22 protein-coding genes are annotated in these 25,337 nt (G+C 48.0%); 1 reads left to right on the forward strand and 21 read right to left on the reverse strand.

Going from position 1 to position 25,337, the window contains the following annotated elements:
• Positions 1-162: 162 nt before the first annotated feature.
• The 11 genes from NO352_RS17475 to NO352_RS17525 form a co-directional block, all read right to left on the reverse strand.
• A complete protein-coding gene (locus NO352_RS17475) occupies positions 163-1,206 on the reverse strand; it encodes a hypothetical protein (RefSeq protein ID WP_289356276.1) in 1,044 nt (347 codons plus the stop codon).
• A gap of 44 nt (positions 1,207-1,250) precedes the next feature.
• Positions 1,251-2,084 (reverse strand): ABC transporter permease, encoded by an 834-nt coding sequence (locus tag NO352_RS17480; protein ID WP_289356277.1) that lies wholly within the window; start codon positions 2,082-2,084, stop codon positions 1,251-1,253.
• Positions 2,085-2,087: 3 nt separating this feature from the next.
• Positions 2,088-2,993, reverse strand: a complete 906-nt coding sequence (locus tag NO352_RS17485) for an ABC transporter permease (protein ID WP_289356278.1) — start codon at positions 2,991-2,993, stop codon at positions 2,088-2,090.
• The gene (locus NO352_RS17490) at positions 2,947-4,005 is read right to left on the reverse strand and encodes an ABC transporter ATP-binding protein (protein ID WP_163979791.1); all 1,059 of its coding nucleotides are present in this window, start codon (positions 4,003-4,005) and stop codon (positions 2,947-2,949) included. The genes NO352_RS17485 and NO352_RS17490 overlap by 47 nt, the downstream gene beginning before the upstream one ends.
• A gap of 30 nt (positions 4,006-4,035) precedes the next feature.
• Positions 4,036-5,211 carry a radical SAM protein gene (locus NO352_RS17495; protein ID WP_289356279.1) on the reverse strand — a complete coding sequence of 392 codons (1,176 nt, stop codon included), beginning with the start codon at positions 5,209-5,211 and terminating at the stop codon, positions 4,036-4,038.
• On the reverse strand, positions 5,208-6,305 hold the full coding sequence (locus NO352_RS17500; RefSeq protein ID WP_289356280.1) for a hypothetical protein: 1,098 nt from the start codon (positions 6,303-6,305) through the stop codon (positions 5,208-5,210). Before NO352_RS17500 ends, NO352_RS17495 begins: the two co-directional genes overlap by 4 nt.
• Positions 6,306-6,354: 49 nt before the next feature.
• Positions 6,355-7,791 (reverse strand): ATP-grasp domain-containing protein, encoded by a 1,437-nt coding sequence (locus NO352_RS17505; protein ID WP_005548889.1) that lies wholly within the window; start codon positions 7,789-7,791, stop codon positions 6,355-6,357.
• Positions 7,784-8,047 (reverse strand): acyl carrier protein, encoded by a 264-nt coding sequence (locus NO352_RS17510; protein ID WP_005548890.1) that lies wholly within the window; start codon positions 8,045-8,047, stop codon positions 7,784-7,786. The genes NO352_RS17505 and NO352_RS17510 overlap by 8 nt, the downstream gene beginning before the upstream one ends.
• Before the next feature lie 223 nt (positions 8,048-8,270).
• Positions 8,271-9,143 carry a sugar phosphate isomerase/epimerase family protein gene (locus tag NO352_RS17515; RefSeq protein WP_005548891.1) on the reverse strand — a complete coding sequence of 291 codons (873 nt, stop codon included), beginning with the start codon at positions 9,141-9,143 and terminating at the stop codon, positions 8,271-8,273.
• A gap of 163 nt (positions 9,144-9,306) precedes the next feature.
• On the reverse strand, positions 9,307-10,377 hold the full coding sequence (locus tag NO352_RS17520; protein ID WP_289356281.1) for a Gfo/Idh/MocA family protein: 1,071 nt from the start codon (positions 10,375-10,377) through the stop codon (positions 9,307-9,309).
• A gap of 59 nt (positions 10,378-10,436) precedes the next feature.
• Positions 10,437-11,300, reverse strand: a complete 864-nt coding sequence (locus NO352_RS17525; protein WP_289356282.1) for a sugar phosphate isomerase/epimerase family protein — start codon at positions 11,298-11,300, stop codon at positions 10,437-10,439.
• A 319-nt stretch (positions 11,301-11,619) separates the two neighbouring features.
• On the opposite strand from NO352_RS17525, the gene NO352_RS17530 reads away from it, so the two are divergent.
• Positions 11,620-12,201 (forward strand): RNA polymerase sigma factor, encoded by a 582-nt coding sequence (locus NO352_RS17530; RefSeq protein ID WP_262866663.1) that lies wholly within the window; start codon positions 11,620-11,622, stop codon positions 12,199-12,201.
• 108 nt (positions 12,202-12,309) lie between these two features.
• On the opposite strand, the gene NO352_RS17535 is transcribed toward NO352_RS17530, so the two are convergent.
• The 10 genes from NO352_RS17535 to NO352_RS17580 form a co-directional block, all read right to left on the reverse strand.
• Positions 12,310-13,467, reverse strand: coding sequence for an amidase domain-containing protein (locus NO352_RS17535; RefSeq protein ID WP_289356284.1), 1,158 nt, complete (start codon positions 13,465-13,467; stop codon positions 12,310-12,312).
• A 302-nt stretch (positions 13,468-13,769) separates the two neighbouring features.
• A complete protein-coding gene (locus NO352_RS17540; protein ID WP_289356286.1) occupies positions 13,770-15,833 on the reverse strand; it encodes an endonuclease MutS2 in 2,064 nt (687 codons plus the stop codon).
• 559 nt (positions 15,834-16,392) lie between these two features.
• Entirely contained in the window at positions 16,393-17,346 is a 954-nt protein-coding gene (locus NO352_RS17545; protein ID WP_289356288.1) for a helix-turn-helix transcriptional regulator, read from the reverse strand.
• A 238-nt stretch (positions 17,347-17,584) separates the two neighbouring features.
• On the reverse strand, positions 17,585-19,003 hold the full coding sequence (locus tag NO352_RS17550; protein ID WP_289356289.1) for an MDR family MFS transporter: 1,419 nt from the start codon (positions 19,001-19,003) through the stop codon (positions 17,585-17,587).
• 279 nt (positions 19,004-19,282) lie between these two features.
• Positions 19,283-20,140: a hypothetical protein gene (locus NO352_RS17555; RefSeq protein WP_289356290.1), complete on the reverse strand. Its 858-nt coding sequence runs from the start codon at positions 20,138-20,140 to the stop codon at positions 19,283-19,285.
• A 273-nt stretch (positions 20,141-20,413) separates the two neighbouring features.
• Positions 20,414-21,883, reverse strand: coding sequence for a carboxypeptidase-like regulatory domain-containing protein (locus tag NO352_RS17560; RefSeq protein WP_289356291.1), 1,470 nt, complete (start codon positions 21,881-21,883; stop codon positions 20,414-20,416).
• Between the two features lie 142 nt (positions 21,884-22,025).
• A complete protein-coding gene (locus NO352_RS17565; RefSeq protein ID WP_268621553.1) occupies positions 22,026-22,589 on the reverse strand; it encodes an RNA polymerase sigma factor in 564 nt (187 codons plus the stop codon).
• A gap of 261 nt (positions 22,590-22,850) precedes the next feature.
• Positions 22,851-23,546 (reverse strand): ABC transporter permease, encoded by a 696-nt coding sequence (locus NO352_RS17570; protein WP_005548978.1) that lies wholly within the window; start codon positions 23,544-23,546, stop codon positions 22,851-22,853.
• A gap of 15 nt (positions 23,547-23,561) precedes the next feature.
• Positions 23,562-24,464, reverse strand: a complete 903-nt coding sequence (locus NO352_RS17575) for a glycine betaine ABC transporter substrate-binding protein (protein ID WP_268599785.1) — start codon at positions 24,462-24,464, stop codon at positions 23,562-23,564.
• A gap of 207 nt (positions 24,465-24,671) precedes the next feature.
• The gene (locus NO352_RS17580; RefSeq protein WP_268593831.1) at positions 24,672-25,331 is read right to left on the reverse strand and encodes an ABC transporter permease; all 660 of its coding nucleotides are present in this window, start codon (positions 25,329-25,331) and stop codon (positions 24,672-24,674) included.
• Between the last annotated feature and the right edge of the window lie 6 nt (positions 25,332-25,337).

Genomic DNA, 25,337 nt, shown 5'->3' on the forward strand with positions numbered 1-25,337 from the left:
TTTATAAAGAAATAACAAAGGGGCAGCGTATGCTGCCCCTTTGTTTTATGCTTGCTTTGTTTTATGCTTGCCTTTCTTTTGTGGTCCTGTACTCTGCCGTTCAAGCTTGAACTTCCCCTATATAACCGCTTGCGCATGAACATAACTATAGGCGGTTCCTTTTTATTTTGGAAGCGGTGCGGTGCGGCCAAGCTCCAAATAACCATCCGCAAGCCACTCTTGTTCAAGCTTTTGCAGTTGTCTGCACATACGAAGAACCGCATAACCATCCACACGTCCGCTCTGAGCGGCTAATAAGAAGACATTTTTCAGCATGTCTGCCTTGCGGGCAATTTCCCGAAGCTGTCCTACCCAAGGATGATCGTTGGACATTAGCGCCGCAGCGAAGCAGGAATAGGCATATCGAGAGCCAGCAAGGAATCTGAATGCATGGGAATTGCAATAATATAGCTGCACCCAATCCGGAAATACCACTGGCTCCTGCTGATTTATCGAATAAAGGATCCATTCGTAAAAGACTGCTTCGTCACTCAGATCCAGTATCTTTTGCCGCTCCGCAAATCGCTCTATTATCCGCTCCATATCCACCTTCAATACTTGATCCGGCCTCTGAATAAGGAACGCCTTTCGATCTTCGGCCTTTATATAAGGGCTGTCTATCATACGGCGGAAATTGGCCTCGGATACGAAGCCTTCAAACTCTGGAAAGGTATCTCGGACACAATATCCCGGAACGGATGCGCCCTCTTCGGAGTAGGGGGCTGTATTTGCTGCAGCGCTGGACAGGCCGCGAACCCACACAGAATGCACAGATTGCGGATGACCATAGAATCCTGGCTTCACATACGGCGATTCGCCGCACACGATCCAGAAGAAAGCTGCTTCCTCTGTAAAATCAAGTGCTTGTAAAATTGCGGCGGCATCTTCATAAGTTGCATATGGTATCTCACGGTACGGCACTCCGATGAGCTCAAGCTCAGATGGAGTTAGGCATGGGGATTCGTATAACCAAGGCAGCTTCTTGTGCACATATAAATGCTCATAAATAGAGCGCGTGCTCTCCCATGCATTGTAATACAACACCTCGACAGGAATTCCCCATTCCTGCAGCGCAATGGACACTTGGACATTCCTGCAATCCAGGAAGCCCTGCTCATAACGCTGTCTTTCCCGCATAAACGACGGTGCCAGTTCTCGTTCAGCCATTCGATGTCACCCCTTCTCATCCCTTTCCGTTCCATATCGCTCGACTAGCTTCCGGCACTGCTATACCCGGCTACAGATCGCTTCCAGCACCATCGCGTTAAAAGCAGCAGCAAGAGAGGCGCAGCAACGGCCCATAATATATCGCCTGCGCTCAACTCTTGGAGCACGAACTTCGGCGCATAGTTGCTAATGAGGAATATCGGAATTACATATACCCCGATTCGCTGCAGCCAACGCGGAAAAATGTCCAGCGGCATATTGTTCGCATCCCAAATAGAATGCGCGATTTCGGTCACTGCCCCAGTCTGGACGAAGCGGAACGCGAGCAGCGCGGGCAGCAGCATAATGCCATATGTGACAACAAGCGCTGATATCAACAAACCTGCAAATCCCAGAATATTGCCATCTAGCGGAAGGCCCGCACGATGCCAGCCGATGCCGATCATAACCGCTCCTGCCACGACATTCGGGATAGGCAGGCCAATATCGACATAGCGCAGCGATACAATAAATTGCAGCGATACCGGCTTCGTCAGCAGCAGATCAAGTGTCCCATCGCGGACGTATTGCTGAAGACGAATGAAGTTCACATAGAATAAGCCCATGTACAATCCCGTCATCATTGTATAAGTGCCAATGAACAGGAGAATATGATCCGGCGTCAGATTGCCAATATGAAGATCGGTCTGATATACGATCAGGATATAGAGTGCTTTAGCACATAAAAAGGCGATTTCCACCGTAATCCCCATCCAGAAATTGAAGCGGTATTCCATGCTCGCAGCAAGGCAATTTTTCACAAACAAACCGTACAGACGAGCGTAATCTTCCATGTTCTTCCAATAACGCAACTTCGTCCCCTTCCAGTCCGTTCCCATTCTCTACCCCCCTAGCCCAACATACCGCTTCAGCCCGGCACGCCAAGCCAAGTGCGCAGCGCCTGCAAGCAAGGCAATCCACCCGCATTGAATCAGGAGACCTGTTAACGCCTCTCCTTCCGTCAATCTACCGTTTAGCACATTGACCGGAAAGTAAATCGTATATTTGAATGGAAGCAAACTGAACCAGCTATTGAGCATGTCGCCGAACACCTCAAGCGGTACGATGCCGCCGCTCAGAATTTGCACGATAAGCCCTGTAATGACAAAGAAATAAGAGATTTCTGCGAGGCGAAACGCCAAAGCGCATATGGCGTAGGAGAGAAGGAACTGCACGACGGCTGCGAGCAATAGACAAGCTGAAAATAGAACCATCCGACTTGGCGAAAGTTGCGTATGCCCATAATACGAAGCCGTAAATAGAACAACTGCCACCAGACCAAGCAAAATGCCGTCCGAGATGACACGGCTGCCTGCATAAGCAGACACCCGATACCAGAAGTAGCTTACAGGGCGAATGAGGTACGCATTCAGGCCGCCGCTCTTAATGTCTTCCGCAATCGTACGCTCGAGCTGTGTCATGACGAACTTTGCGACAAGACCGGAGAGAATCGTATACAAAATCATTTGGCTGTATTCATACCCATACAGCGTATGCTGATCAGAATTGCGATACACCGCGCTCCAAATGAGGGACTGAATACCGATGGGAAATATGAGGCTGACGAGTCCAATAACGAATTGAAGCCTGTATTCAAGCGATGATTGCAGGCCGATACCGAAGGCGGCAGCGTACTTGCTTATCCGCCAACAGGAGGAGCGTATGTTGGTGGCGGATTGATTCGCTCTGCTCAGGCCATGTCTATCCTTCTGATGCGTGGCGCGCTTCTGTTCCGGCTGTTTCCCCATCCTTTTCTTCCCCTTCTCGTTCTGCACATTTCGCTGTATACAACCGTTCAATGATCTCTTCCACCGGAACCTCCTCAACCGTCCAGTCTTCCACGAGATCGTGATCCAGCAGCAGTCTGGCCAGCGGCTTCACTTCCTCCGACGCGACTTCGAGCTCTGCTGACATCCCTTGATGCTCTCGGACATCCGCAAGCAGGCTGACTAGCTCATGCAACTGCTCAGGCGGGACAAATGAAGTGAACCGCACCTTCATCCGCTTGCGGCGGCCGAAAGAGCCGCTCATTCGCGATAGTTCACCATCATAAGCAATTGCTCCGCTATGGATCACAAGCGCCCGGCTGCACACATGTTCAATATCGCGCATGTAGTGACTGGTTAAGAGGATGGTGGCTTTTTTCTCTTCCCTGTAGGCTTTTAGGAACTGGCGAACATTGTGCTGAGCGGCAAAATCCAGCCCAAGTGTAGGTTCATCCAAGAAAAGCAATTGCGGACGGTGAATAAGCGCTGCTATCATCTCCATCTTCATTCGCTCCCCTAGCGACAAGCGCCGCACCTGTACGCCAAGCAGATGCTTCACATCCAGCAACTCGGCAAGCTCATCCAGGGTCAACCGGTATTCACGATCATCGACACCGTAGATGCATTTGTTCAAATAGATCGATTCATTCGCCGGCAAATCCCACCATAGCTGACTTTTTTGTCCCATCACGATCGCGAAGCGGCGCTTAAATGCCTGCTGGCGTTCCCATGGAACATAGCCGAGAACGCGTGCTTCCCCTGCAGTCGGATGCAGAATGCCGGACAGCATCTTCAGCGTCGTCGTCTTGCCCGCTCCATTCGGCCCAATGAATCCGACCGCTTCCCCTTGCTCAATATCGAATGATATGGATGAGACCGCGTGTCGGTATAATTGCTCGCGATGGAACAAGTTGCGCAAGGAATGCTTTAATCCGCTCTGCTTCTGGTAGTAAGCGAATGTTTTACTTAATTGTTTGACCCTAATCGCGCTCATCGCTTATATCCCCTTCCCGGCTGCTTGCTGCTAAGCTCCGTTGTTGTACAGCAGCACGCATTTCGAGCAAACCGGTGTTAAGCCGCAAGATAGCACTTCACGCTGCCTGTTGTAGCTGTCTCCATGAAAGACTTCCTTCAAGCTGGATTCGCGCAAATCGGCAATCGTGAATTCCGGAAAGAATTTGCATGGATTGACCTTCCCATTTGGCAGCACATCCATGCGTGTGGACAAGGCCAGACATTCCTTCCTCTTCATGCCGGGACGTTCCGTGCCAAGTATGAAATCCCGCACCTCATCCGGCTCCAACGCAGGCTGGAAGCGAATGCGATTATTCCAGACGCGCGAGCGCAGCTTCTCCATTTCCGCGAGCAGCGGTTCCACATTGTCTGGCGATAGATGATAGGTGAATGAATGCCAGCTCTTCTTCGCGGAATCATGGGCGGCATCCAGCCAGCCGAAGTGCTCGGCGAAGTATGTATCCATCCGCTCCGCCACCGGCTCTGGAATAAACCATGGAAAAACGAAATATACGGAGTTGACCCCTACCATTTCAAAATACTCCATAAACTCATACAGCCGGTTCACCATCGCATCATTGATCGTCAGACTGATCGAGACATCCCCTTTGAATTCACCGGTGCGCTTTTTATCCAGCAGAAGCTGAATAGCTGACATGACTTTGCGGAAAATGCCGCGACCGCGAATCGCATCATTTTCCTCTTCAAAACCTTCCAAGCTTGCCAGCAATGTAACACCTTCCGGCAGCTTAAGCAGCGATTCCAGCTTCTGTTCGACCAGCACCGCATTCGTGCAAATCGTCGCGATGCGCGGATCGGACGCAAGCAGCTCGCATAACTCATCCAGCTTGGAGTACATGAGCGGTTCGCCTCCCCACAAGAACATGCGGGAACGATAAGGTCTTGTTTCCTCGAATATTTTCTCAAGTAACGAGAATTCAATTTCTCTTCGCGCTTCCTGCCGCTCGAATTCATGATGATATCCGTCCGGGTTCCATTCGAAGCAGTGCTTACAGCGCAAGTTGCAGCCATTGTTCAGCTTAACTCCAATATCCCGCGGCAAATCGAACGCGAAGGCATGATCGTGCTTCAAGCCTCGGCTTCCTGTACTCATATTATGAAGCGTCTGCTTCAAGGAACGGAACTCTGTTCGCGTTAATGTCGCGCTTGTCTTCGGTTGTGTCATGCATACACCCCTCCGAAATCAGATAGTGAAAGCGCATTGCTTTTTAAATTGTGATGCAACTCATGCAGCAGCTCCCAAGAGAAACCAGCCTGTGACCAGCGCTCGTAGGATATACCAAATCCGAGCCGTTCCCACAGCTCTGCATTTGCTCGCTCATGCTCGCCAAACGGCTCCAGATAGATAAGCGGCGTCGCGGCTGACAAGGAATCAATGAGCGTTCCTCCGCCAGGCTTGCTGACGATAGCCATACTGCTGCGGATGATCGCATAGAGGCGCGGCCCATTTGCACTCCGTTCGTAGATGAGCGGCTCGTTCCGCTTCCATTCTGCAGTGGGCGGGTAAGGAAACTGTCCATCCGGCAGCGTCTCATCCAGCCATGGATGCCATTCCGGATCGGTCATATATACTCGGTCATTTGGCAATGCCTCCTGTGCTTCTCCCACGTCATACGCAACAAAGGCAAGAGGATAGTGCTGCTGCAGAGCTGCAATCGTACTTCGATAGGTGCCGATCCCCCAACCTCCGCCGTGAACGACGATCCGTCTCTCGCGCTCTAAATAAGGAATCAAAGCCTCATCCGACATGACCAGCCTAGCATGAAGAGTCGTCGCTTCCCCTTCCAATTGAAACAGCCAATGATCCCGAAAACGGTTATCTTGATTGAAATACGGTCGGTAAGACGGTGTATCCACCGCATCCAGCCGTAAAAATTCAATGCGTATCGGCTCTGGATGCATCAACAGTTCATATTGCTTCATAATGGGGATCCAGAATCCCGTTACGGCGAGAAAGGTCGATCTTCCTTCCGCTTTCCAGCGCTGCAGAAGCTTCCTTACTGCATGATCATCCAGTACCAGCCCAATATCGCGAGCCAGCCTGGTTCCCATCTTGGCTGCTCCGAAGCTGCTGTGGAACAACTGCTTTGTGCGAATCATGTTGCGGCGAACCTCTTCAGGAAACAGACGCTCCAGCACCTCTGCCTCCGCCGGAATTCCGCGCTGGCAGAGCTTCTCTACCAGTCGAATGCCAGGTACATAGGCGCCAAGTGAATTTCCCGAGGTCAGAATTGTAATGAAGGAAGTATGCTGCACCATGAACACCTACTTTTTATATCAATAGCTCACTGTTCAAGCTTATTTATTATTAATAAATGCGATATCCGAACGCCTGAAGCGCCTGAAGGAGCTGATTGCGCAACGCAGCGCCAGCATTGCTGCTGTCCGCTGCAAGCGATACATACCAGCGCCCTGAGCGATTATGGGCTGTGGGTGCAAAGAGTGTGTTCGCAGACAACGGCATCACACCCGTTCGCCGCCCTGGCGTATACAGCAGTTCTGCTTCATCCAGCTGCATCAATAATTGCTCGAATAGAACGTCAGCCGAGTATGCATCAGATGAAGCACCAATGGCTCCAGCCGCAGATTCAGGCCATATCGTTGCTTGCTGCTCCCGCTCCGGAAGTCCGAGCTGAAGGCACGTCAAAAAGCTGCGCTGCCCCCAACGTTCCAAATGGACGTCCAAACAATGATTGAGCATTCCCATGGAATGACGGGCGTTAATTTCCACAACCGGATATACTTCACCGTTGTACAGCAACATAGAGTCAACGCATACAGGGCCGAAGTATCCGTCTTCGTACATACGAACTGCCAATTTCTCCATTTGTTCAAAGTATCCCGCTTCCGCCAGTCGGTTCAACAGTCGTGCATCCGCCGCATATGAACCGCCATAATTCAGCTGTCTATTTTCCATGCGCTGTACACCAAGAAGCTCAATCTGGCCATTCGGTGCAATGTACAATTGACAAGAGAAGTCAGCCTGCTTCGTCAGCCATGGCTCAACCAGCAACTGCACATGTTTGCCTGCTCTCTCCTGTGCACGAAAATATTCGCTAAGACGAGTAAGTGATATTGACGAATCGACGACCATATTGCCGCTGCCGGATACCCCATACGGATCCTTTAGTATTAGCTTGCCATGTTTGTTCAACAGCTCAGCCCCAAGCCGTTCGGCCGAAGCAGCGTCCTCCACAAGCTGTCCAGAAGGGTTCAAGCCTAATTGCTGCGCGAGACAAAGAGAATACACTTTGGAATTCACCTGTATTACGGTTTCTGGCGAAGGAATTGAGCCGTCTAATCTATACTTCTGCACAAGCTCTGCCGCAGATGGAATAACGGCATATGCGGCTAGCGGAAGCTCTCGCATCAATTTCTTCCATCTGGAATCCGAACACAGATCCGATACGAGCTGGAATACATCCGTATTCCCATGCTCGTTCGCTTGAAGCTTGCCGCATGCCACCGAACGAAAATGAAAGCCCGCATCACGCAAATAGGCGGCTTGCGCCGCATTCCGCTGATGTCGGGTCACCGCAATCCCATCTTCCCCGCACAATGGGAACAGCAGCTCGTCCATATAATCAACGGCAGCGTGCCCTTGTGCAGTTCTAAGCGATGGCAGCTTCGCCAGCTCCGAAGGACGCCAATAAGCTTCTGCATCGAACATGCCCATGACAAGACGCGGCCCATCATAGAGCGGCAAAGATCTTAGCAGCAGCTCCTCTGGCAGAACACTACGCATGCTGCTGAACCTCGGCCCCCAGGGATTCCAAAAATTCCAGAAATGCGCGAGTGGACTGTAAATGCTCGTACTCGAACCGTTCGAAATCCATCTGCACGTTGAACTGCTCCTCCACCTTCAACATGAGCTGAATCAACTGAAGCGAATCGAGGCCCACCTCGTCGATCAGATTCGTCTCAGGCGTAAGACGCAGCTCCCAAGACGGATCTTCCTTCACATCACTTACCATGCGAGCTAACCTATCGATTGCGTGCACATAACCACTCCTATTCTCTGTACAAAATATAGAACTACCCTTCTTACAATATGTAAAAGCACACATGAAATATGTCTGTCTATTTTTATGGAGCCGCTTTCATTTTATATTTTTACAGACTCCTCCCTTATAACCGCTTGTTCGATGATAAACAAAATAAAAAAAGAGATAGAAGCCGCTTTTTTTCGACCTCTATCTCTTCTCAATCTCAAAATTATTATCATTATCTATAACGCTTAATAAAGTCCACTGCCTTGCGGATGTCTACTTCAGGTGTTGCGCCTGCTTCACGCTCAATCGTCAAATAGCCTTTGTATCCGATATCAACAAGCGCCTGGAAGTAAGCGTCGAAGTCAACCTTGCCTTCGCCAAGCGGCAGCTCTTCGAACGGACCGCTAGTCGCCATCTCTGCAATTTTCTCATGCGACATTGGCTCAAAGCCCAGCATGCCGTATACGGTGCGCGGATCAACCTCGCGCAATCTCACACCGTCTTTTACATGCGTATGCACGATGTAATCCTTCAGCGTGTGTACGCCTTGTACCGGATCATCCCCTGTAACCATGACCATATTCGCAGGGTCGAAGTTAACGGCTACCCCTTTGCCAGTCAATGTATCAAGGAAGGACTTCAAATGTGCCGCAGGCTCTGGGCCCGTTTCAATAGCGAAATGCGCACCAAGGCTGTTCGCGTATTGGCTTAGTTCCTCACAAGATTGCTGCATCGCTTCAAAAATGTAATTTTGCTCATGCGGCACAATACCGATATGCGTCGTTACCACATTCGTTCCCAGATCAAGAGCCAAGTCCAAAATACGCTTGGATTTCTCAACCTTAACCGGATTTGCTTCTTTGTCCTGGAAGCCATGTCCGCCCAAGTCACCGCACAGTGCAGATACGTGCAAGCCCAGCGATTCAATATAGCTGCGCAGTTCTTTGCGCGCTTGCGGCGACAGATTCGCCGGATCCATCTCTCCGCTTACCGCGTAAATCTGAACGCCGTCCGCGCCAACTTCCTTCGCCTTTACCAATGCCTCGCGCACAGGAATGCGGAAACTGTCTGTAATGACTCCAATAGGGTTCGCAATCTTCGTCATGAATTTCACTCCTTCAATTTTCGTAATACTGCAAACTGCTAATCCGTTCACATTCACATTTATCATTCAGGCATGAAACATGCCCTTCCTTACATCGAAAGCCTCAACTGAGGACTTTCACAACCATAACGGCTGCATTTTCATGTATCGCTTTGACTTTAAGTTAGGAGTATACAACTTCTGTTCCTTTGGTACTGGACTCATAAATGCCGCACAAAATCTTCATCATTTCTACGCCATCCTCCGCAGGGCAGATCGTCTCTGTACGACCTTGCACGCAGTCGATGAAGTGATCGACTTCGCCTTGGAAGCCATTATTGAAGTCAAATGTCAGGTGATCAATTTGCGGCGTCATATTCAAGATCGTATTATGCTTTTCGCCAATGATCTTCAATTCAGGCTCTACTTCAGCACCACCCTTGTCGCCGAATAATTTCACATACATATCATCCTTCTGCACATGAAGCGAAAAGCTACAATCAACCGCGAGCGATGCGCCGTTCTCGAAACGGATAAGCGCATTCGCCATATCCTCTACCGTGTTCACCTTGCCGCCGTCATAATCTGCTGCCGTGTAGAAGGTCAAGTTCTCGATGTGGTTGCGGTTGCCAAGCTTATAATACGCATTGCCGCTTACCGATTTCACCTTCGGCTTGCCCATCAAGTACCAGCACAGGTCGATCACGTGAACGCCGATATCGATCAACGGTCCGCCGCCGGAACGCTCCTTATCGCTGAACCAGCCGCCTGGGTTGCCAAGACGGCGAATGCAGGACGCCTTCGCATAGTAAATCTCGCCAAGCTCGCCTTCATCGATAAATTTTTTCAATACGCGCGTATTCGTGCCATAACGGCGCACATAGCCGATTTGCAGCGTTTTGCCGCTCTTCTTCTGTGCTTCCTGCACCGCGAGTGCTTCCTCTACCGTCATACAAAGCGGCTTCTCTACGAGCACATGCTTGCCCGCTTCCAGCGCCGCGATCGCGATCGGTGCATGAGAATTGTTCCATGTACAGATGCTAACGGCATCAATATCAGGGTTTTGAAGCAGCTCATGATATTCGGTATATACAATTGCGTCTGGAGCTTCGAACTTTGCAGCCTTCTCCTTCGCACGTTCCGCATTCAGATCGCACACGGCGATAATTTCGGCTTCCTTATTGTTTTTATAGCCGTTAAAATGCAGTTCCGAGATCGAACCTGTTCCAATAACCGCAACCTTGATTTTGCTCATCTGTATGTCCTCCTAAATTAAAAATCTATACTCAATCCTCACTGGATGCTCGGCTAAGCTTACACTTCATCCCAGATGCGGCGCGCATTATCCAACGCAATCTTCGTACCTCTGAGGCAATCCTCCATACCTTCGAACTCAATGCTGACATATCCGTCAAAGCCAGATGCCTTAACCGCGCGCACGATATCGTAAATCGGCAAGTCTCCTTGGCCTACGATTGCTCCGCGCAAGTAGTTGCCGTGCAAAGATCGGAACCAGCCTTCGCCAGGATTGCGATCCGCAGGACGGATATAGAAGTCCTTAAAGTGCACCATGGAAGCCAGCTCAAGATTGTTCTTCACCGCAACGAGCGGATTCTCATCCACACATACGAAGTTGCCTACATCTATCGTTGTTCTGTAGTTGTCACGATCGACAGCAAGCACAAGACGCTTCACGCGTTCACTAGCCTGCGTATAGTAGCCATGGTTCTCGACGCTTGTCACGATGTCGAATTGAACCGCATAATCTGCAATTTGCCGGCATGCTTCTACAAGCTGCGGGAAGTCCTTTTCGAAATAAGCGGCGCCTGTTTCCGCATGTGGACGCGACGCGACATCATGACGCATGAATTTCACACCAAGGCGATTTGCTACATCAACATGCGACTTTACGCGCTCAATCTCACGCTTCAGCCCTTCTCCGTCATGACCTGCAAAGTTAGCGCCGATGCAGTAATTGGACAGCTCAAGCCCAATGCGTTCAGCAGTTGTACGAATCTCTTCCACACGTTCCGGATGATTGACCAAATCGAGATCCAAGTCTACGATTTCAGCGTGATCGGCACCATTTTCCTTCATCCATTCCAGCGCACCAGATATACTTAGACGTTTGTCCTGCAGCGCAGCATACAAACTATAAATGCTAACTCCTAATTTCACAGCAGCCCACTCCATTTCTTCGTTGTGTTCGGACTTATTTCTTATCTACTTACTCGCAAACGGTTACAAGAAGCGCTTACGTTCTCCATTCCATTATAAAAAAGTTCACTTACTGCACATTGCACTATAGTCCACAAATATTGGACTTTCTTACACAGATGCATTTACAATACTTTCGAGGGGATCTAGCTATAGCTAAGCAGAACAAGAACAGTCTGCAAAATAAATATGCGAGAACCTTATTCCTAATTCATGTAAGCGCTTTACCAATATCCCGCTTTTATAGTAATCTATGTACAAACGAAAGAGGAGGAATGCTATGAGTATTGTTCACCAGCAATCCGCTTGCTCGAAAGCCTCTCTCATCAATTTTTCGCAGCTCAGCAATCAGATCCAAGCCCAAATTTATAACGAGTACTGCCATAACTATTATCATTTCGTTTACTCCATGATCCGCAACCATCATTCTACAGAAGATATTCTTCAAGAAGCCTTTCTCCGTCTCATTACAAAAAAACTCTCCCATGTGAACGACGACAAACTGTATGGATGGATTTTTACGCTTACACGCAACGTAGCAATTAACTACATAAGAAAACAAAAAAAGCATGGCATTGCTACGAATATGAAGGAGCTGCAAATGGATACCCTGCATCCACAGATGATATCCGAGTGGGATTACCTAAAGAGGTTTGAGGTCATGACTGTGCAGCAATATATGAACGACTTAGCTCCGCATCTTCGAACCATTATGTACCTTCGCTTCATGAAGCAGTTGAGCTACAAAGAAATATCCGCAGCTTTGCATATTACGGAGGGGGCCGTCCGACAAAATTTATATAGAGGGAGGAAAATAATAAAAGAACGCTACCTTCAAGAATTTGAGGAGCATATGTGTTGATTACGCTAACAATGTAAGAAACCCCGGACTCAGCGTCTGGGGTTTCTCTGTCTTGTCTATTTATGCCTCTTAGCCGAATTTTCTGTTTCATAAGTCTCTATCATTTGCTTATGGCGTATAGAAATTCGCCCTAGTTCCTGTATACACAATATTCTTTCTTGTGACAGGATAATTCGAATGCTCCGTATATTTCACCGTCGTTCCATCACCGTACGTAACGAGTGCAACATGACTCGTATCTGTTCGGTATAAGATAGAGCCGCTGTATACCTTGCTTATGTTATTTTGTCTGGAAAAGTACCCTTTGTTCAACATATAAGGCACGACTCCGCCATTATTATAGTAGCCTGTACGCATCCAATTTTCCCCTGCATAATTTCCGCGGCTGGGACTCGGATACCACTTTCCTGCTCGATTTACCGGAATCCCGCCCGCATTGAGCGCCTTCGACACAAAATTCGCACAATCACTGCCCATTCCATTGGCCGCCGAAAACTCAGGGACATCAAAAGCATGCGCTAAGGCATAATCTCTTGCTGCGAGCCGATTATAGGATATAGCTAAATGATTCGCAATCCCATTCCGCTTGGTTACTGCTTCATTGATGGCTTTCTTTCCATAATCCGCAGCCATGGATTCATCTAACCGCTCTGATGTGGCTGGCGTTACAATGGTTTCTTCCGTCGTAATATCAGCTCGATCAAATAAAGTGAGCTGTATGTCGTAATTCAAGGATTGAATCGATTCAAGCAGATTAGGAGAACTGATCCCGATTTCCATTCGGTATAGGAAGGTGGAGGGAGAAGGAGTATTATAATAAGATTCTGTTTCTTGAAGGAAGGCATCTATTTCGTTTTGGCCAATCATTTTTTCATGTTCGTTGCGAAGCTCCGACACGGCTGTCTGCATCCCTTTTACATAAGGACTGTCTATGGGATTTCGGATTAGGGTCATGTCGACATTTACATTGACATCAATCGAAAATTTGTCGGATTCAATCTTTTCATTCCCAAATTCAAACGAAAAATGATCGAACGTATAGAGCCCCGCATATTTGGAAAACAGTTGTTTTTGCACATAATTCGCAAGCACTGCGGCTTGCTTGTCCGTCAAACTCGTATTGGAAAGTTGAATCTGACTAGCGAATTCAGAGTGAGGTAGAGGTTGAGTCGAGTTGTCCAGCGATTGATACGCCGACACAGGAAGGATGAATATCATGAACAGCATTGCAGCCAATACAAATGACACAATTCTCTTCTTCATCATAATGAACCTCCTTATTTGATTGGGTGATTCATAGAAAAATTCCCGACTCGTGAGGTAACTCGCCTTCTAATCCCCCCTTTTTCCAGATTACTTAGCATGATTAGTTCTGCTAGGCAGTAAGAATTGTTCCCCCTTAAAAGCTATCTCTTGGGCGCTGTAATCGTGGGGAAACTTTCTACTTATATAGACACCAAAATTACTGATTTTGTCACATTTTCCCGAAACTAATTTTTTTGGAGAAAATTCGTACCAAAGAGACCTTCTGCAAAATGAGAAGGCCTCTTCGAATGTCTCTTACCTACTTACTCTTCCGCACCATATTCAATGGATATTCCCTCTACATGCTTACGGGACATTATCTTCTTTTTCTTACGATTCTCCTTCGATTCGAACACAATGTCCATATCATAGTCTTTCGGGTACAAATCCTGCTTCTCAATATATAGCGTGAGCCGCTTCTTATTGATCTTCACCTTTTGCTGTTGAATAAGCACCCCTACGTTGCCGCGTACATCCTCTTCTTCATACACGATGCCAGTACGCTTCAAATAAGAAATGAACACGCAATCCCCTTTTTGCAGCTTAACAGAAGAGCTCTTTTTATTCCGCTGGTGAGGAATTTCGGATTTCTTTTGCTCCTTGAGGCGCTTGGCATGCTGGGCATCTGACGCACCCTCCTCCATCTCCTCGACAGAGGATGTCTCATCCACACGTATTGCCTCATTTGCTGATCCTTCTTCATCTCTTGTAAACCATCGATCATGCTGAGGTTCAGTCGGCTTACATTCTGATTCCCCTGTCAAAGCATGAGCTTCCTCCCCGGCACGGAATGTTCCAGAACCAAGCGATTGCGTGATATGCTGCGAGCGAGTAATAATATCCGCAGCCAGCCCCAGCTTCGAAGCGATAAGAAATGCATAGCTGCTTCCAGCTTCACCGATGCGAAGCTGATATCGCGGCTGCAGCGTATCCGCATCAAATTCCATCCGCGCATTCTCAAATCCATTGGTTGCAGAAGCGAAATGTTTGATTTCATTAAAATGCGTCGTGGCCACCACGATGGCCCCTCTTCTCCGCAGTTCTTCCAATATGGCAATCGACAGCCCTACGCCTTCGCCAGGATCCGTACCGGATGCCATTTCGTCAAAGAGCACCAGTGTAGATTGGTCAGCCTCCTCGAGAATATGAATTACATTGGTAACATGGGCCGAGAACGTACTTAATGATTGCTCCATGCTCTGACCATCCCCGATATCGACACACACCTTGCCGAACACCGAAAACATGCTGTTCTCTTGGGCCGGCACCAGCAAGCCCGACTGCACCATAAGGGTGAGCAGCCCAACTGTCTTCAAGGCAACAGTCTTGCCTCCCGTATTCGGCCCCGTGATAATAAGACAGGAGTAACTTCGACCAATTCGAAATGTAAGGGGCACCGTATCTCCACCAAGCAGCGGATGCTTCGCATCCCGGATGTCTATGATACCTCGGTCATTCAGCTGTACGGATCGTCCATCGATTGCCCGGCTGTATTTCGCCCGCGCGAACAAATAATCATATACGCCAACCGTATCCACATTGATCTCAAGCTCATGTGTCGACTGCTCCAGCAGCTCGGTCAAACAGCTCAGCACCTTCATTTCCTCTCTTGTCTCTTCCGTGCGCCACTGTGCCAACTGATGCTGCAAGTGGGCAATTTCTGTTGGCTCCATATACACGGTTTGCCCGCTTGCTGATTCATCCAAAACAGTTCCATGGAATTGCTTGCGCAGCTCTTTTCTAATCGGAAGTACATACCTTCCTCCACGCATGCCTACCAAATGCTCCTGCATAATTGCGCGATGCTTATTCATAAGACTGTCGAGTCTTTGCTTGATGCGGTTCTCGACCTGCATCATTTTCCGCCGAACCCGGCCCAACTCCTTGCTCGCCTCATCTGCAATTCGACCGTGGCGAATGCAGCGCTCGATCTCATCCCGAACCCGTTCCAGCTCATACATTGACGCAGCATACTGACTCACAGTAGGGGCAATGTTCAGTTTGGATCTCATATATTTCTTTAATTGTGCACAGCTGCGCAAGAAAACGGCTACGTTCGCGAAATCCTCTTCCGAGAACACATACCCTGTAGAAATGAGTGATAAAATATGCTCAATCCCTTGCAACGTAGGCAGCGGCACACTCGCGCCCTGCTTCAGCATAAAGCTGGCCTCGGCAACCTCTTCCATCGCACGGCGTACCTCTTCGATATTCGTTAGCGGGCTCATTTGCTCAACATGGCTTTTGCCTGCATAAGATACCGCATATTCCGATACTTTTGCTTTCACTTTATGATAATCCAGTCTTTGCAGCATTGCTTCATTCATGCCTCTTGATTCTCCTTTTTAATAAAAGTAGGAGAGCAGCCGCGATCGAGGCCTCCGGAAAGAAGGGTTCCTGTTAACGGAAAACACCAGCACAAATCGACCATGCCTGAATATATCCTCTATGCAACGCAAAAAAGGCAGAGCATGCGTATGCGCACACCCTGCCTATAGCTTCATTTCTCTCTTCCATATCTGCCAACGCCATGAACGAACGTACTCTTACATAGAAGTACTCGTACTTCACAGCTATTGCAAACAACACGTGCTGATGCAACACGAATCCGGGAGCAAGAGAATGAAATGCTGGCGTAGAATTGCTTATCCGCTGTTCTTAACTCGTTTCCGGAGGCTTCAGTACAGCATGCTCAAATAAACGTCACCAAGGACGCCAATTTTCAGGGATGTTCACATTCACTTATTGAACATGCCCTGCAACAAAGCTGTTCGCCTCACTATGGAATTCACTAGTTAAGAACGCTCACCAACATTAAAATCTCCCCTTGCTACATAATATTTCCCAGTATACAAAATGATCAGATACATCGTCAAGCAGCATGGATCACGATAAACGATCGGCCAGCGCCTTTTTCTTAAATTGGGAAGGCGCCATACCTGTATAACGCTTAAATATGCGTGAGAAATAGGCCAAATCATTGAAGCCTGAGCCGAAGCAAATCTCGGTCACAGACATATTTGTCTCTATAAGCCATTCCGCAGCTTTATTTACGCGCAAATTAATCAAATAATCATTAAAGGTTTTCCCCGTAAACCGCTTGAACAAGTGGCAAAAATAAGTTTTCGAGATGTTAAATTGACGGCATAATCGCTCAAGCCTCAGCTCTTCAGCGAAATGTCCATGAATATATTCCATAACGGCATTCATAAGCCCTCGATACTTCTCCACCCGTTCATCCTCCTCGCTTGGCCTATCTGCCAGCTTGGAATATTCACGGATGATGACAGAGAGCAGCTTGAGCAAATTCGCCTTGAGCATAAGCTCGAAATAGCGGTTGGAATGACCGTACTCCTCCAGCATTTCAGTAAGCAGACGGGCTACCTCCATATCGGAATCCCCGGTCAAGGCAATTTTGGGCGTCACCTGCTTCTCATCGATCAAGAATTTCTCCAAATAAGAAAAATCAAAGCACTCTTGGCTCCACTCAGATTGCTCGAATCGCTCATTAATAAAGTGCGGCAGAAACTCACAGCCGATCACTTCCATCTCCTGACCGGGAATCATGTCAACCCGATGAACTGCGTAAGGAGGAATGACAAATAAATTGCCCTTAACCATGTTATACGTTCGATGATGAATAGAGTGCTTGAACTCCCCTTTGACGACGTACCAAATCTGGATATAATCGTGGGTGTGATCCCATATGCTCCCCAACGTTTGATTGATTTTATACATTTTACAGGGCAAATGTGCTCTCATCTCTTGCTCAGAACGAAAGAGGATCACATCGCTCGCTAATTCAGCTCGCCTGCCGTCAAGCTTCCTTTCCTCAGTCATGTGCATCACCTGCCACATCATGAAATTACTGCAGCGCACCCATGCACTACTTGCACGAGTATTCAGTTATCATTGGCAATTCATCAAAGCTTATCTGACAAAAATCCATAACTTCCCATCCATTGTACACCCAACTTGCAAATTTGCCCACATAAACAACCCGCTCCATGTATGACAACACAGAGCGGGCTTTCTTCTATTCGTTGCAGTACATTTTCAATTGTCAAGAATCAATTCATTAACCTGATTTAGTAGGAAGAGATTCCGGAAATTTCTCACGATTCGGGGCTTTCCCAAGCCAGTATACGAATGGCAAGCCAATCAGGGTCATGACCATGCTGATCATGTTCACCTCATTGATGCTCATTGTAAATGCTGTATTTTGCAGCAATGTCGCGTCGGCGATCAAGCCATGCAACTCCCCTGCGTGATGAAGTGCGCGTACAGCAAGCAAGGACGTAAACAAGCCGATGGACAAGCTCGCCATCCCTTGGCGCAGCCAACTGTTGATCGAAGATCCATAGCCTGACAGCTCGCGAGGAATCGCAGACATGCCTGCATTCAATATCGGGGTATTCGCAAGAGCAATACCTACATTGCGAACAGCCATCCACAGCGTAATATAGCTATGAGGTGTATCAACATGCAGTCGTCCTAGTTCATACGTGCCAATGACCATCAGCAGCAGCCCTGTTGAGATGAGCTTCACTGGCCCAAACCGCTCATACCAGCGTCCAGTGAATGGCATAACGAAGGCCATAAGCGCTGATGCCGGAAGCAAGACAAGTCCAGATACCAATGTCGAAGAGCCCTGTACACGCTGTAAAAATAATGGTGTTAATAATGCACCAGCATACAAACTAATCGTCACGATCGTAACCAGTATCATGCTAAATGCGAACCGCTTATAACGGAACACGCGGAAATTGAGCAAAGGATGCTCAATGCGAAGAGAGCGGCGTACGAAGGCGATGAGAATGATTATACCGACGATGATGCAGCCAATCGTCTTCCAAGAACCCCAGCCCCAGTTGGACAAATTGCCAAAGGCAAGCAGCAGCAGCAAGCTGCCCAGCGCTACGGTGAAGAAACCAAGCTTATCAAATGTATCTCCTGAGGCAAGGCGATACATTGGAATATACCGCATGACCGAAATCATCGCAATGATGCCGATAGGTACGTTCATCCAAAACAACCAGTGCCAATCCCCAACATGGACAATCCATCCGGCCAATGTCGGGCCAACAGCTGGCGCGAGCATGGCGGACAATCCCCACAGGCTTATCGCCATCGACTGGCGTTCACGAGGAACTACCTGATATACGACAGACATCGTCGTCGGCATAATGATGCCGCTGAACATCCCTTGAAGGACACGGAATACAATCAGGCTCCATTCACTCCAGGACACCGCACATAACACGGAACAAATCACAAATCCGCTAAGGGCAACTAAGTACAGCCGTTTCGTGCTGAATCGATTGCCCAAATATCCGACAGCAGGCGCAATAATCCCTGTTGCCAGCATAAATCCCGTCAATACCCACTGAATCGTCGTCAAATCCGTGTCAAAATGGGTCATCATTACCGGCAGTGCAATATTGACGGTATTCGTGCTTAATACGGCCAAGAAATTTCCAAAAAAGATGGCAAACATAATACTCCAAAACATCCTGTTGGTCATCGTGTGTTGACTTTGTTCTCCCATATGCATACATCACAGCTTTCTAAATTCGATTTAACCTATTATTTGTTCATCCATGTCATAGCATCCACGCAGTAACACGGCCTTTTTCTAGTGTAATCCTCTCCAGCCTATTGTGTCAATATTGACATATCAACTTGAAATAAATGTTTATCTTCATCCTGCATGCACAAAAAAGAGCCGCAGCTTTTATCCATTAAAAGCGCGACTCTGGATTTACAATTCAATGTATTATGCCATCGGATGTCCAAGCATATGAGCAAAATAGGCGATATTACGATCCAAAATTTCACGGTCGGCATTCGGCAATTGATGAAGAAGCTGCTGAATATCCTTGACGAAGACTCCCATGCCTGACATGTTCGCCTTATCAAACCGGCTATCCACCTTAATAGGAGGAGCCTCTTGCTTGGCGACGGCAATTTCCTCTCGATATTTGTCCATCCAGCCCTTATTCTGCGGTATACGCTGTGCGAATTTCATCAGGACGCCGAACCAGTCTCCGCCTTGGCTAATAGCATCCTCCATTTGCTGATGACTTTCAGGTGCGAACCTTCTCATCAAGTCCGTAATATTCACATAATCATCCGGCGCTCCTGCTGGTTTGGGAGTAGGCTCTCGATATGGATTCGTTCCGGCTGCCGTCCCATCTGCTCGCTTCTGCGACAACGCAGCAATGTTGTTGAACGTGCTAAGCAGTTCCGAGCCCTCTTCATCCGTAAAATAATGCTGTGCGATATATTTGGCTTGGGTCAACCCTAACTCCAGCAAAGCTGAGCGATCCGCATCATCAGGAACAGAGCCGCCGGGAGCCAGATTGGATTCAATGACTGTATACACAGCTTTTTTAATTTCGGGCGATTTTCCTTCCAAAATGCGCTGCAGCGAATCATGGATGTCCGCATTTCCATAATAAGAACCAACATGATGTTCAATAGCACCAACAGCTAGCTGCCGTCCGGTTGGGCTAATTTCAACGGAGTCGTGATTGACGCCGTTCATTATGCCCGTATCGGTTCTCATTTGCCTGCTCGATTGCCCATAGCTTTCATACAGCTTCGGTGAAATCATTGGATTGTTTATTTTCATGGCTGCCTCCTGCATGATGGCATACGACGTATGCTCTATCATTTGAATAGGTATGTTGGATAATTTCAGGGTTCTACAACATATATCGACCACCGGCATCCAATGATTTACATTTCATTCTCAAGTCAGTAAGAAAGCATAAGTACATCTACACAACAAAGCCTCCAGCACGCTAGTTAGGCGAGATTGGAGGCTATAGCAGCTTGCGACTAATAATGAAGAACACTCGCTAATTAACCATCACCATCAATCGTCACATTCATCCGTGAACAATTAACCTCTTCCTCCGTACAAGCTGTAAGCGAAGTGATAGATAATATCCGTTGCACTTACGTTCGGACGTTCGGACACTTGTACGTTAATGCCGCTCAAGTCATAATAATGCGTGAAATTAATAGGTCCCGGTAAAAATTCCATTATGCTTCCCGTTGAAGCCGGCAGGCTTAATGTAGCCGTAAAGTTTCCGTTGGCATCCGTATACACGGAAGCAGTGCGGGTACGATTGCCGCTGCCTTCCGTCCAATTCTTATTCAGCCATAGAACATCCACTTTCGCATTAGCGACCGCAAAATTATCCGATGTTGTCACCTTGCCGCTTACCGTGAGCGTGTCTTTTGCACGGAAATGTCTGCCGTATTGGTAAGTCGGATAATCATTCGGGCCTTCCTTGGAATTAAAGCCGATAATGGAAATCTTGTCTGCACGCAGTACCGGTCTAACAGTCAACGTGTAATTGGTATTATCATATTGGCCCGTCGTATAGACACGAACATAGAATGTACCCGTTCCTATTCGAACATTTTTGTCTGTCGGAGATGACAGCAGCCTCATTTGATTGCCTTCATATGCCCCGTATACTTCAACCTTATGTCCTTTGCTCATGGAGGTATTATCCAGTGTTAAGTTCAAAGCGTCATAATTGCGATTTTCCGGTACATTTATCGCGAACCAATCATTATCGATTGGAGAGCTGATCGAACGCGTGTTCAACGATGACCCCGATGTGTTCACTGTAAATCCATAGGCGTGAAATGCATTTTCATCCGTCTCATAGGCGTCATATTCCGAACTGACGGCCAGCGTGACGGTAAACGGATCATTGATGCTTCCGCCCTGCTTGGCGAGTACCTCGACGAGATAAGCCTTAACACCCGACGTCGTGTTTTTCGTACCCACGTTTTCAGATAATGTGCGCGTTCCGTTCTCATAATTATTCATATACGTTCCGTAAATCGATTGATCAATTGGCGTCGTAATGATATTGCCTGTTGCCATATCGAATTCGTACAAATACAGATCATAGTTCAACTGCGGCGACAATGGCGGATCGAGCTGTACCTGCAGCACTTCTCCCGGCTTCACGTAAATCGGATATAAATGGACGGCTTCCCCTTCCTTCGGTATAACCCCGGTATAAGTGGCGGTTGTAACCGAGCTGGTCGACTCCGCCAATGTGCGAAGAGAGCTTGTCAGGGGCTGAATAGATGCGGCATCATTCAAATTCACGGGAGTATCAATCGTATGCTGCAAGGCGCCATTTAAGCCATCTGCAGGTGCGGCTTTCATGAGCTGTGTAATAGGCTCCGCATTATCAATCGCGGCATGCAGTGATGATGCATCCTCTTGCGTTATTGCTGGAAGCGCTTCTGAAAGTCTGCCCTCGGCTGCAGACACCACGCTCATTTGAAATACGAGCAGCAGGACGAGGCTTAGCACCGTTACGATCGAAAACTTTTTCTTCATCGTGGTTTTACCCCTTTCTCGATATGTAAAGTGACCTTGAATTCGGAACTGAAGGTCTTATAAATAAAGACGTACACACAAGCTCTTTTCTAACGAAAAATTTATCAATTAGAATCCGTCACTTAGAATTCGAAATGCAAAGTTAAGACCACTTCTTCGAAAATTGCTGCCGAAGCTTGATTCGTGCGCGAGCCAGCCGTTGGCTTATCACTTGCTCGGACAAGTGCAATTCCTTGGAGATCTCTTTATACGATTTATTTTCAAAATAGTGCAGACGAAGCAGGGCTTGGTAATGGGATTTCAATTCACTCATCGATTGATGCAATAAGGAATCCCGCAATTTATTTTCCACTGTAATCGATATGTCCGGTTCCGTTTGGGCAAGCGGGGTTGAGTTGGCTGTGTGCAGCATGGACTCGCCTGCTTTCAAATTGTGGCTTTTATTTTTGCGAAGAACATCGAACGCGGTGTGGCGCGCAACTTGCTTGAGCCAGGAACGAATGGCGGCAGGATGCCGCACATGGTGGATATTCGTCAACGCCTTCATCGAGGCTTCTTGAATGACATCCTCCGTTAACGAGCGATCTTGAACGATGGAATAAATGTCGGCGTACACAAGCTTGCGAAATTCATCATAGACGACCGCCTGAAGCTCTTGGTTCGCATTCTGTACATATGCGTATAATTGCATCAGTGCTTGTCCCATTTTTGCTTTCCCCCGATCAAATCTTTGATATGGGGCGCCCTTGCCTCCGGTTGATCTGACTCGCTGCTTACAAGCTCGCCCTTAAAACAGCTCGATTCGTTTCAAGTATAACTCATTAATTCCAAATTGTAACAATAATAAGAAGATATTCATGTATCGTTCACATGCGGCAAAAATAAAAAAAAGAAGCACCGATATATTCGATGCTCCTTTTTCGATCACCCTCAGCATTTCATTTCTTGAATTCACCGTAGCCTAGTTTTACTTCGAAGAAGAGGCACTCTGCCGAGAACCTGAACTAGACGTCCGCTGCGCAAAGTTGAGCTTGCGCTGCATCACACCAAATATGATATCCGCAACGATGGCCAGCAGTGCCGCTGGAATCGCTCCCGCATACAAGCGGAGCGGATTTTGCCCGTTCAATCCAGAATAGATTTCTCTACCCAATCCATCGCCGCCGACGAGAGGCGCGATAGTCGCAACCCCGATTGCAATGACGGCCGCAATGCGAAGTCCTGAAATGACATAAGGCAGCGCCAGTGGGAATCTCACCTTGAACATGAGCTGCATCGAGCTCATGCCAAGTCCGCGTCCCGCTTCCACATAGCTTCCGTTCACCTGCTTCAAGCCGACATATGTGTTGCGAACGATTGGATTCAAGGAGTAAAGCAGCAGACCAACGACAACGGTCGTTGTCCCGAGACCGAACACGAGCATTAGCAGCACCAGCAGCGCCAAGCTCGGTACAACCTGCAGCATGCTGGTTATTGCCAAGATGAACTTAGCCAGCTTCTCATTCCGGGAACAGAGCACACCAAGCGGGATTCCGATTGCGAGTGCAAGACCGATGCCTGCCAGCACCATCACCACATGTGTAATAAAATACTCCCACAGCATACCGCTGTTTCTACCCATATATGACAATAAATCTGCGATTGACCACTCATAATTGCTCATTCGTATCCTCCTTCCCTAGCTCTTTAGCAAGCCGACCTTAGTTAAATAATCGACAGCAACCTCACGCTCGCTTTTTTTCTCAATATCCACTTGATAATTGAGATCGATCATCGTCTTCTCATCCAGCGTACCCAAGAGCAGCCCGATCACGTCATTCAGCTCTGGGTGCTTTTCCAGCACATCCTTGCGGATGACCGGGGATGCATCATAAGGAGGGAAGAATTGCTTGTCGTCCTTAATCGTTGTTAAATTATAGGCTTTCAAGCGCGAATCGGTGGAATAGGCAAGCACAATATCCACCTGGTTGTTGGCAACAGCCTCATATACCAGACTCATCTCCATTGGAAATTCCTTGCCAAAGGCAAAGCCATAAGTTCGCTGGAAGCCCTTATATCCATCCGCATCACGCTCCAGCCAAGTCGTGTCAACGCCCAACCTCAAGCTGCCTGCATCTTTGGCCACATCCGATATCGTCTTGTATCCTTTCTCATCCGCCAGCTTTTTCTGGATCGTAAAGGCATACGTATTCTCGAATCCAAGCGGCTCATACCATTTGAAGTCAAAATATTTATCAAAACCCTGCTGAGCCTGCTTCAATACCTCCTGGCGATTCTTCGTCTCTTTCACCGGAAAGTGATTGTTGAAGATCTCACCCGTGTACAAGGTTGCCATCTGTACTTCATTCTTCTTCATCGCATTGATGACTACAGGACTAGCCGCTAAATCCGGCAGTACCTTGACCTTGATATTCGTACGATCTTCAATAAGTGCTTTATACATTTCCGCAATAATTTTGGTTTCCGAAAATGTCTGGGTGCCGATAATGATCCGGTTATCCGCTCCACAAGCAGACAACAACAATGCCAGCATTACCATGAGTGCTGTTCCGCCAACAGCCCATTTCTGTCGCATCTTCATATGTGCGCCCTCCTTCATTCAGACATTCAGGACAGGTGTTCATCACGATTCAACTAAATCCAGCTCAAATCCCAGCTAACCGAGTTCCGAGTTTCATTCAACTTAATGCTTTACTTGATTCGCTCACATTCAGCGCTGCGATGAACATCCTGCCTTACACTTCTATCCTTTATCCGACTGTCCACCCCGTTCACGTACGGCAATAACTTATGCCGTCATGCTGCTCGTCCGTCCGAAACGGCGTGTCAGTGCTCGCTCAATCCAGCCCAGCAATGCGTCAATGACAAATGCCAGCACAATGGCTCCAACTGCTCCTGCGACAATCAATTCCGGCTTATTTACGCCAAGACCGGATACGATTAGCTGTCCAAGACCACCTGCACCGATAAGTGCTGCTAACGTGGCCCAACTGATAATGTACACAGTCGTAATTCGAATGCCCGACATGATATAAGGAAGCGCCAGAGGAAGCTGAATGCGAAGAATACGCTGCATCGTATCGTATCCCATGCCCCGTGCGGATTCCAGCACGCCGCGATCGACCGACTCGAAGCCATCATACGTATTGCGCAGAATCGGCATTATAGAATACAAAAACAAGGCGATAATTGCCGGCTTCATCCCAATGCCCATCAGCGGTATCAGAATCGCGAGCAGCGCAAGGCTTGGAATCGTCTGCAACAGGTTCGCAGCAAAGAACACAATGCTGTTCACCCACTTCACGCGATTGTAGACAAGCACGATTCCTAATGGGATTGCTGCCAAGCAACCCAGCAGTACAGAAGCGGCCGTAATCGCCAAATGCTCGCGAAGCGCCATGATTATGTCTGCGCCTCGCTCCTGAAAGAACGTCCACCATTCATTCATCATCCA

Source organism: Paenibacillus sp. S-12, from assembly GCF_030363895.1.
GTDB lineage: Bacteria > Bacillota > Bacilli > Paenibacillales > Paenibacillaceae > Paenibacillus_B > Paenibacillus_B alvei.

Excerpts from the sequence above, each read along its gene's own strand:
- NO352_RS17565 (WP_268621553.1), bottom strand. The coding sequence starts at position 22,589 with ATGGGACAAGCACTGATGCAATTATACGCATATGTACAGAATGCGAAC.
- NO352_RS17545 (WP_289356288.1), bottom strand. The coding sequence starts at position 17,346 with ATGACTGAGGAAAGGAAGCTTGACGGCAGGCGAGCTGAATTAGCGAGC.
- NO352_RS17475 (WP_289356276.1), bottom strand. The coding sequence starts at position 1,206 with ATGGCTGAACGAGAACTGGCACCGTCGTTTATGCGGGAAAGACAGCGT.
- NO352_RS17495 (WP_289356279.1), bottom strand. The coding sequence starts at position 5,211 with ATGACACAACCGAAGACAAGCGCGACATTAACGCGAACAGAGTTCCGT.
- NO352_RS17500 (WP_289356280.1), bottom strand. The coding sequence starts at position 6,305 with ATGGTGCAGCATACTTCCTTCATTACAATTCTGACCTCGGGAAATTCA.
- NO352_RS17570 (WP_005548978.1), bottom strand. The coding sequence starts at position 23,546 with ATGAGCAATTATGAGTGGTCAATCGCAGATTTATTGTCATATATGGGT.
- NO352_RS17490 (WP_163979791.1), bottom strand. The coding sequence starts at position 4,005 with ATGAGCGCGATTAGGGTCAAACAATTAAGTAAAACATTCGCTTACTAC.
- NO352_RS17515 (WP_005548891.1), bottom strand. The coding sequence starts at position 9,143 with ATGACGAAGATTGCGAACCCTATTGGAGTCATTACAGACAGTTTCCGC.
- NO352_RS17535 (WP_289356284.1), bottom strand. The coding sequence starts at position 13,467 with ATGATGAAGAAGAGAATTGTGTCATTTGTATTGGCTGCAATGCTGTTC.
- NO352_RS17580 (WP_268593831.1), bottom strand. The coding sequence starts at position 25,331 with ATGAATGAATGGTGGACGTTCTTTCAGGAGCGAGGCGCAGACATAATC.
- NO352_RS17550 (WP_289356289.1), bottom strand. The coding sequence starts at position 19,003 with ATGTTTGCCATCTTTTTTGGAAATTTCTTGGCCGTATTAAGCACGAAT.
- NO352_RS17520 (WP_289356281.1), bottom strand. The coding sequence starts at position 10,377 with ATGAGCAAAATCAAGGTTGCGGTTATTGGAACAGGTTCGATCTCGGAA.
- NO352_RS17530 (WP_262866663.1), top strand. The coding sequence starts at position 11,620 with ATGAGTATTGTTCACCAGCAATCCGCTTGCTCGAAAGCCTCTCTCATC.
- NO352_RS17555 (WP_289356290.1), bottom strand. The coding sequence starts at position 20,140 with ATGAAAATAAACAATCCAATGATTTCACCGAAGCTGTATGAAAGCTAT.
- NO352_RS17480 (WP_289356277.1), bottom strand. The coding sequence starts at position 2,084 with ATGGGAACGGACTGGAAGGGGACGAAGTTGCGTTATTGGAAGAACATG.
- NO352_RS17505 (WP_005548889.1), bottom strand. The coding sequence starts at position 7,791 with ATGCGTAGTGTTCTGCCAGAGGAGCTGCTGCTAAGATCTTTGCCGCTC.
- NO352_RS17485 (WP_289356278.1), bottom strand. The coding sequence starts at position 2,993 with ATGGGGAAACAGCCGGAACAGAAGCGCGCCACGCATCAGAAGGATAGA.
- NO352_RS17540 (WP_289356286.1), bottom strand. The coding sequence starts at position 15,833 with ATGAATGAAGCAATGCTGCAAAGACTGGATTATCATAAAGTGAAAGCA.
- NO352_RS17575 (WP_268599785.1), bottom strand. The coding sequence starts at position 24,464 with ATGAAGATGCGACAGAAATGGGCTGTTGGCGGAACAGCACTCATGGTA.
- NO352_RS17560 (WP_289356291.1), bottom strand. The coding sequence starts at position 21,883 with ATGAAGAAAAAGTTTTCGATCGTAACGGTGCTAAGCCTCGTCCTGCTG.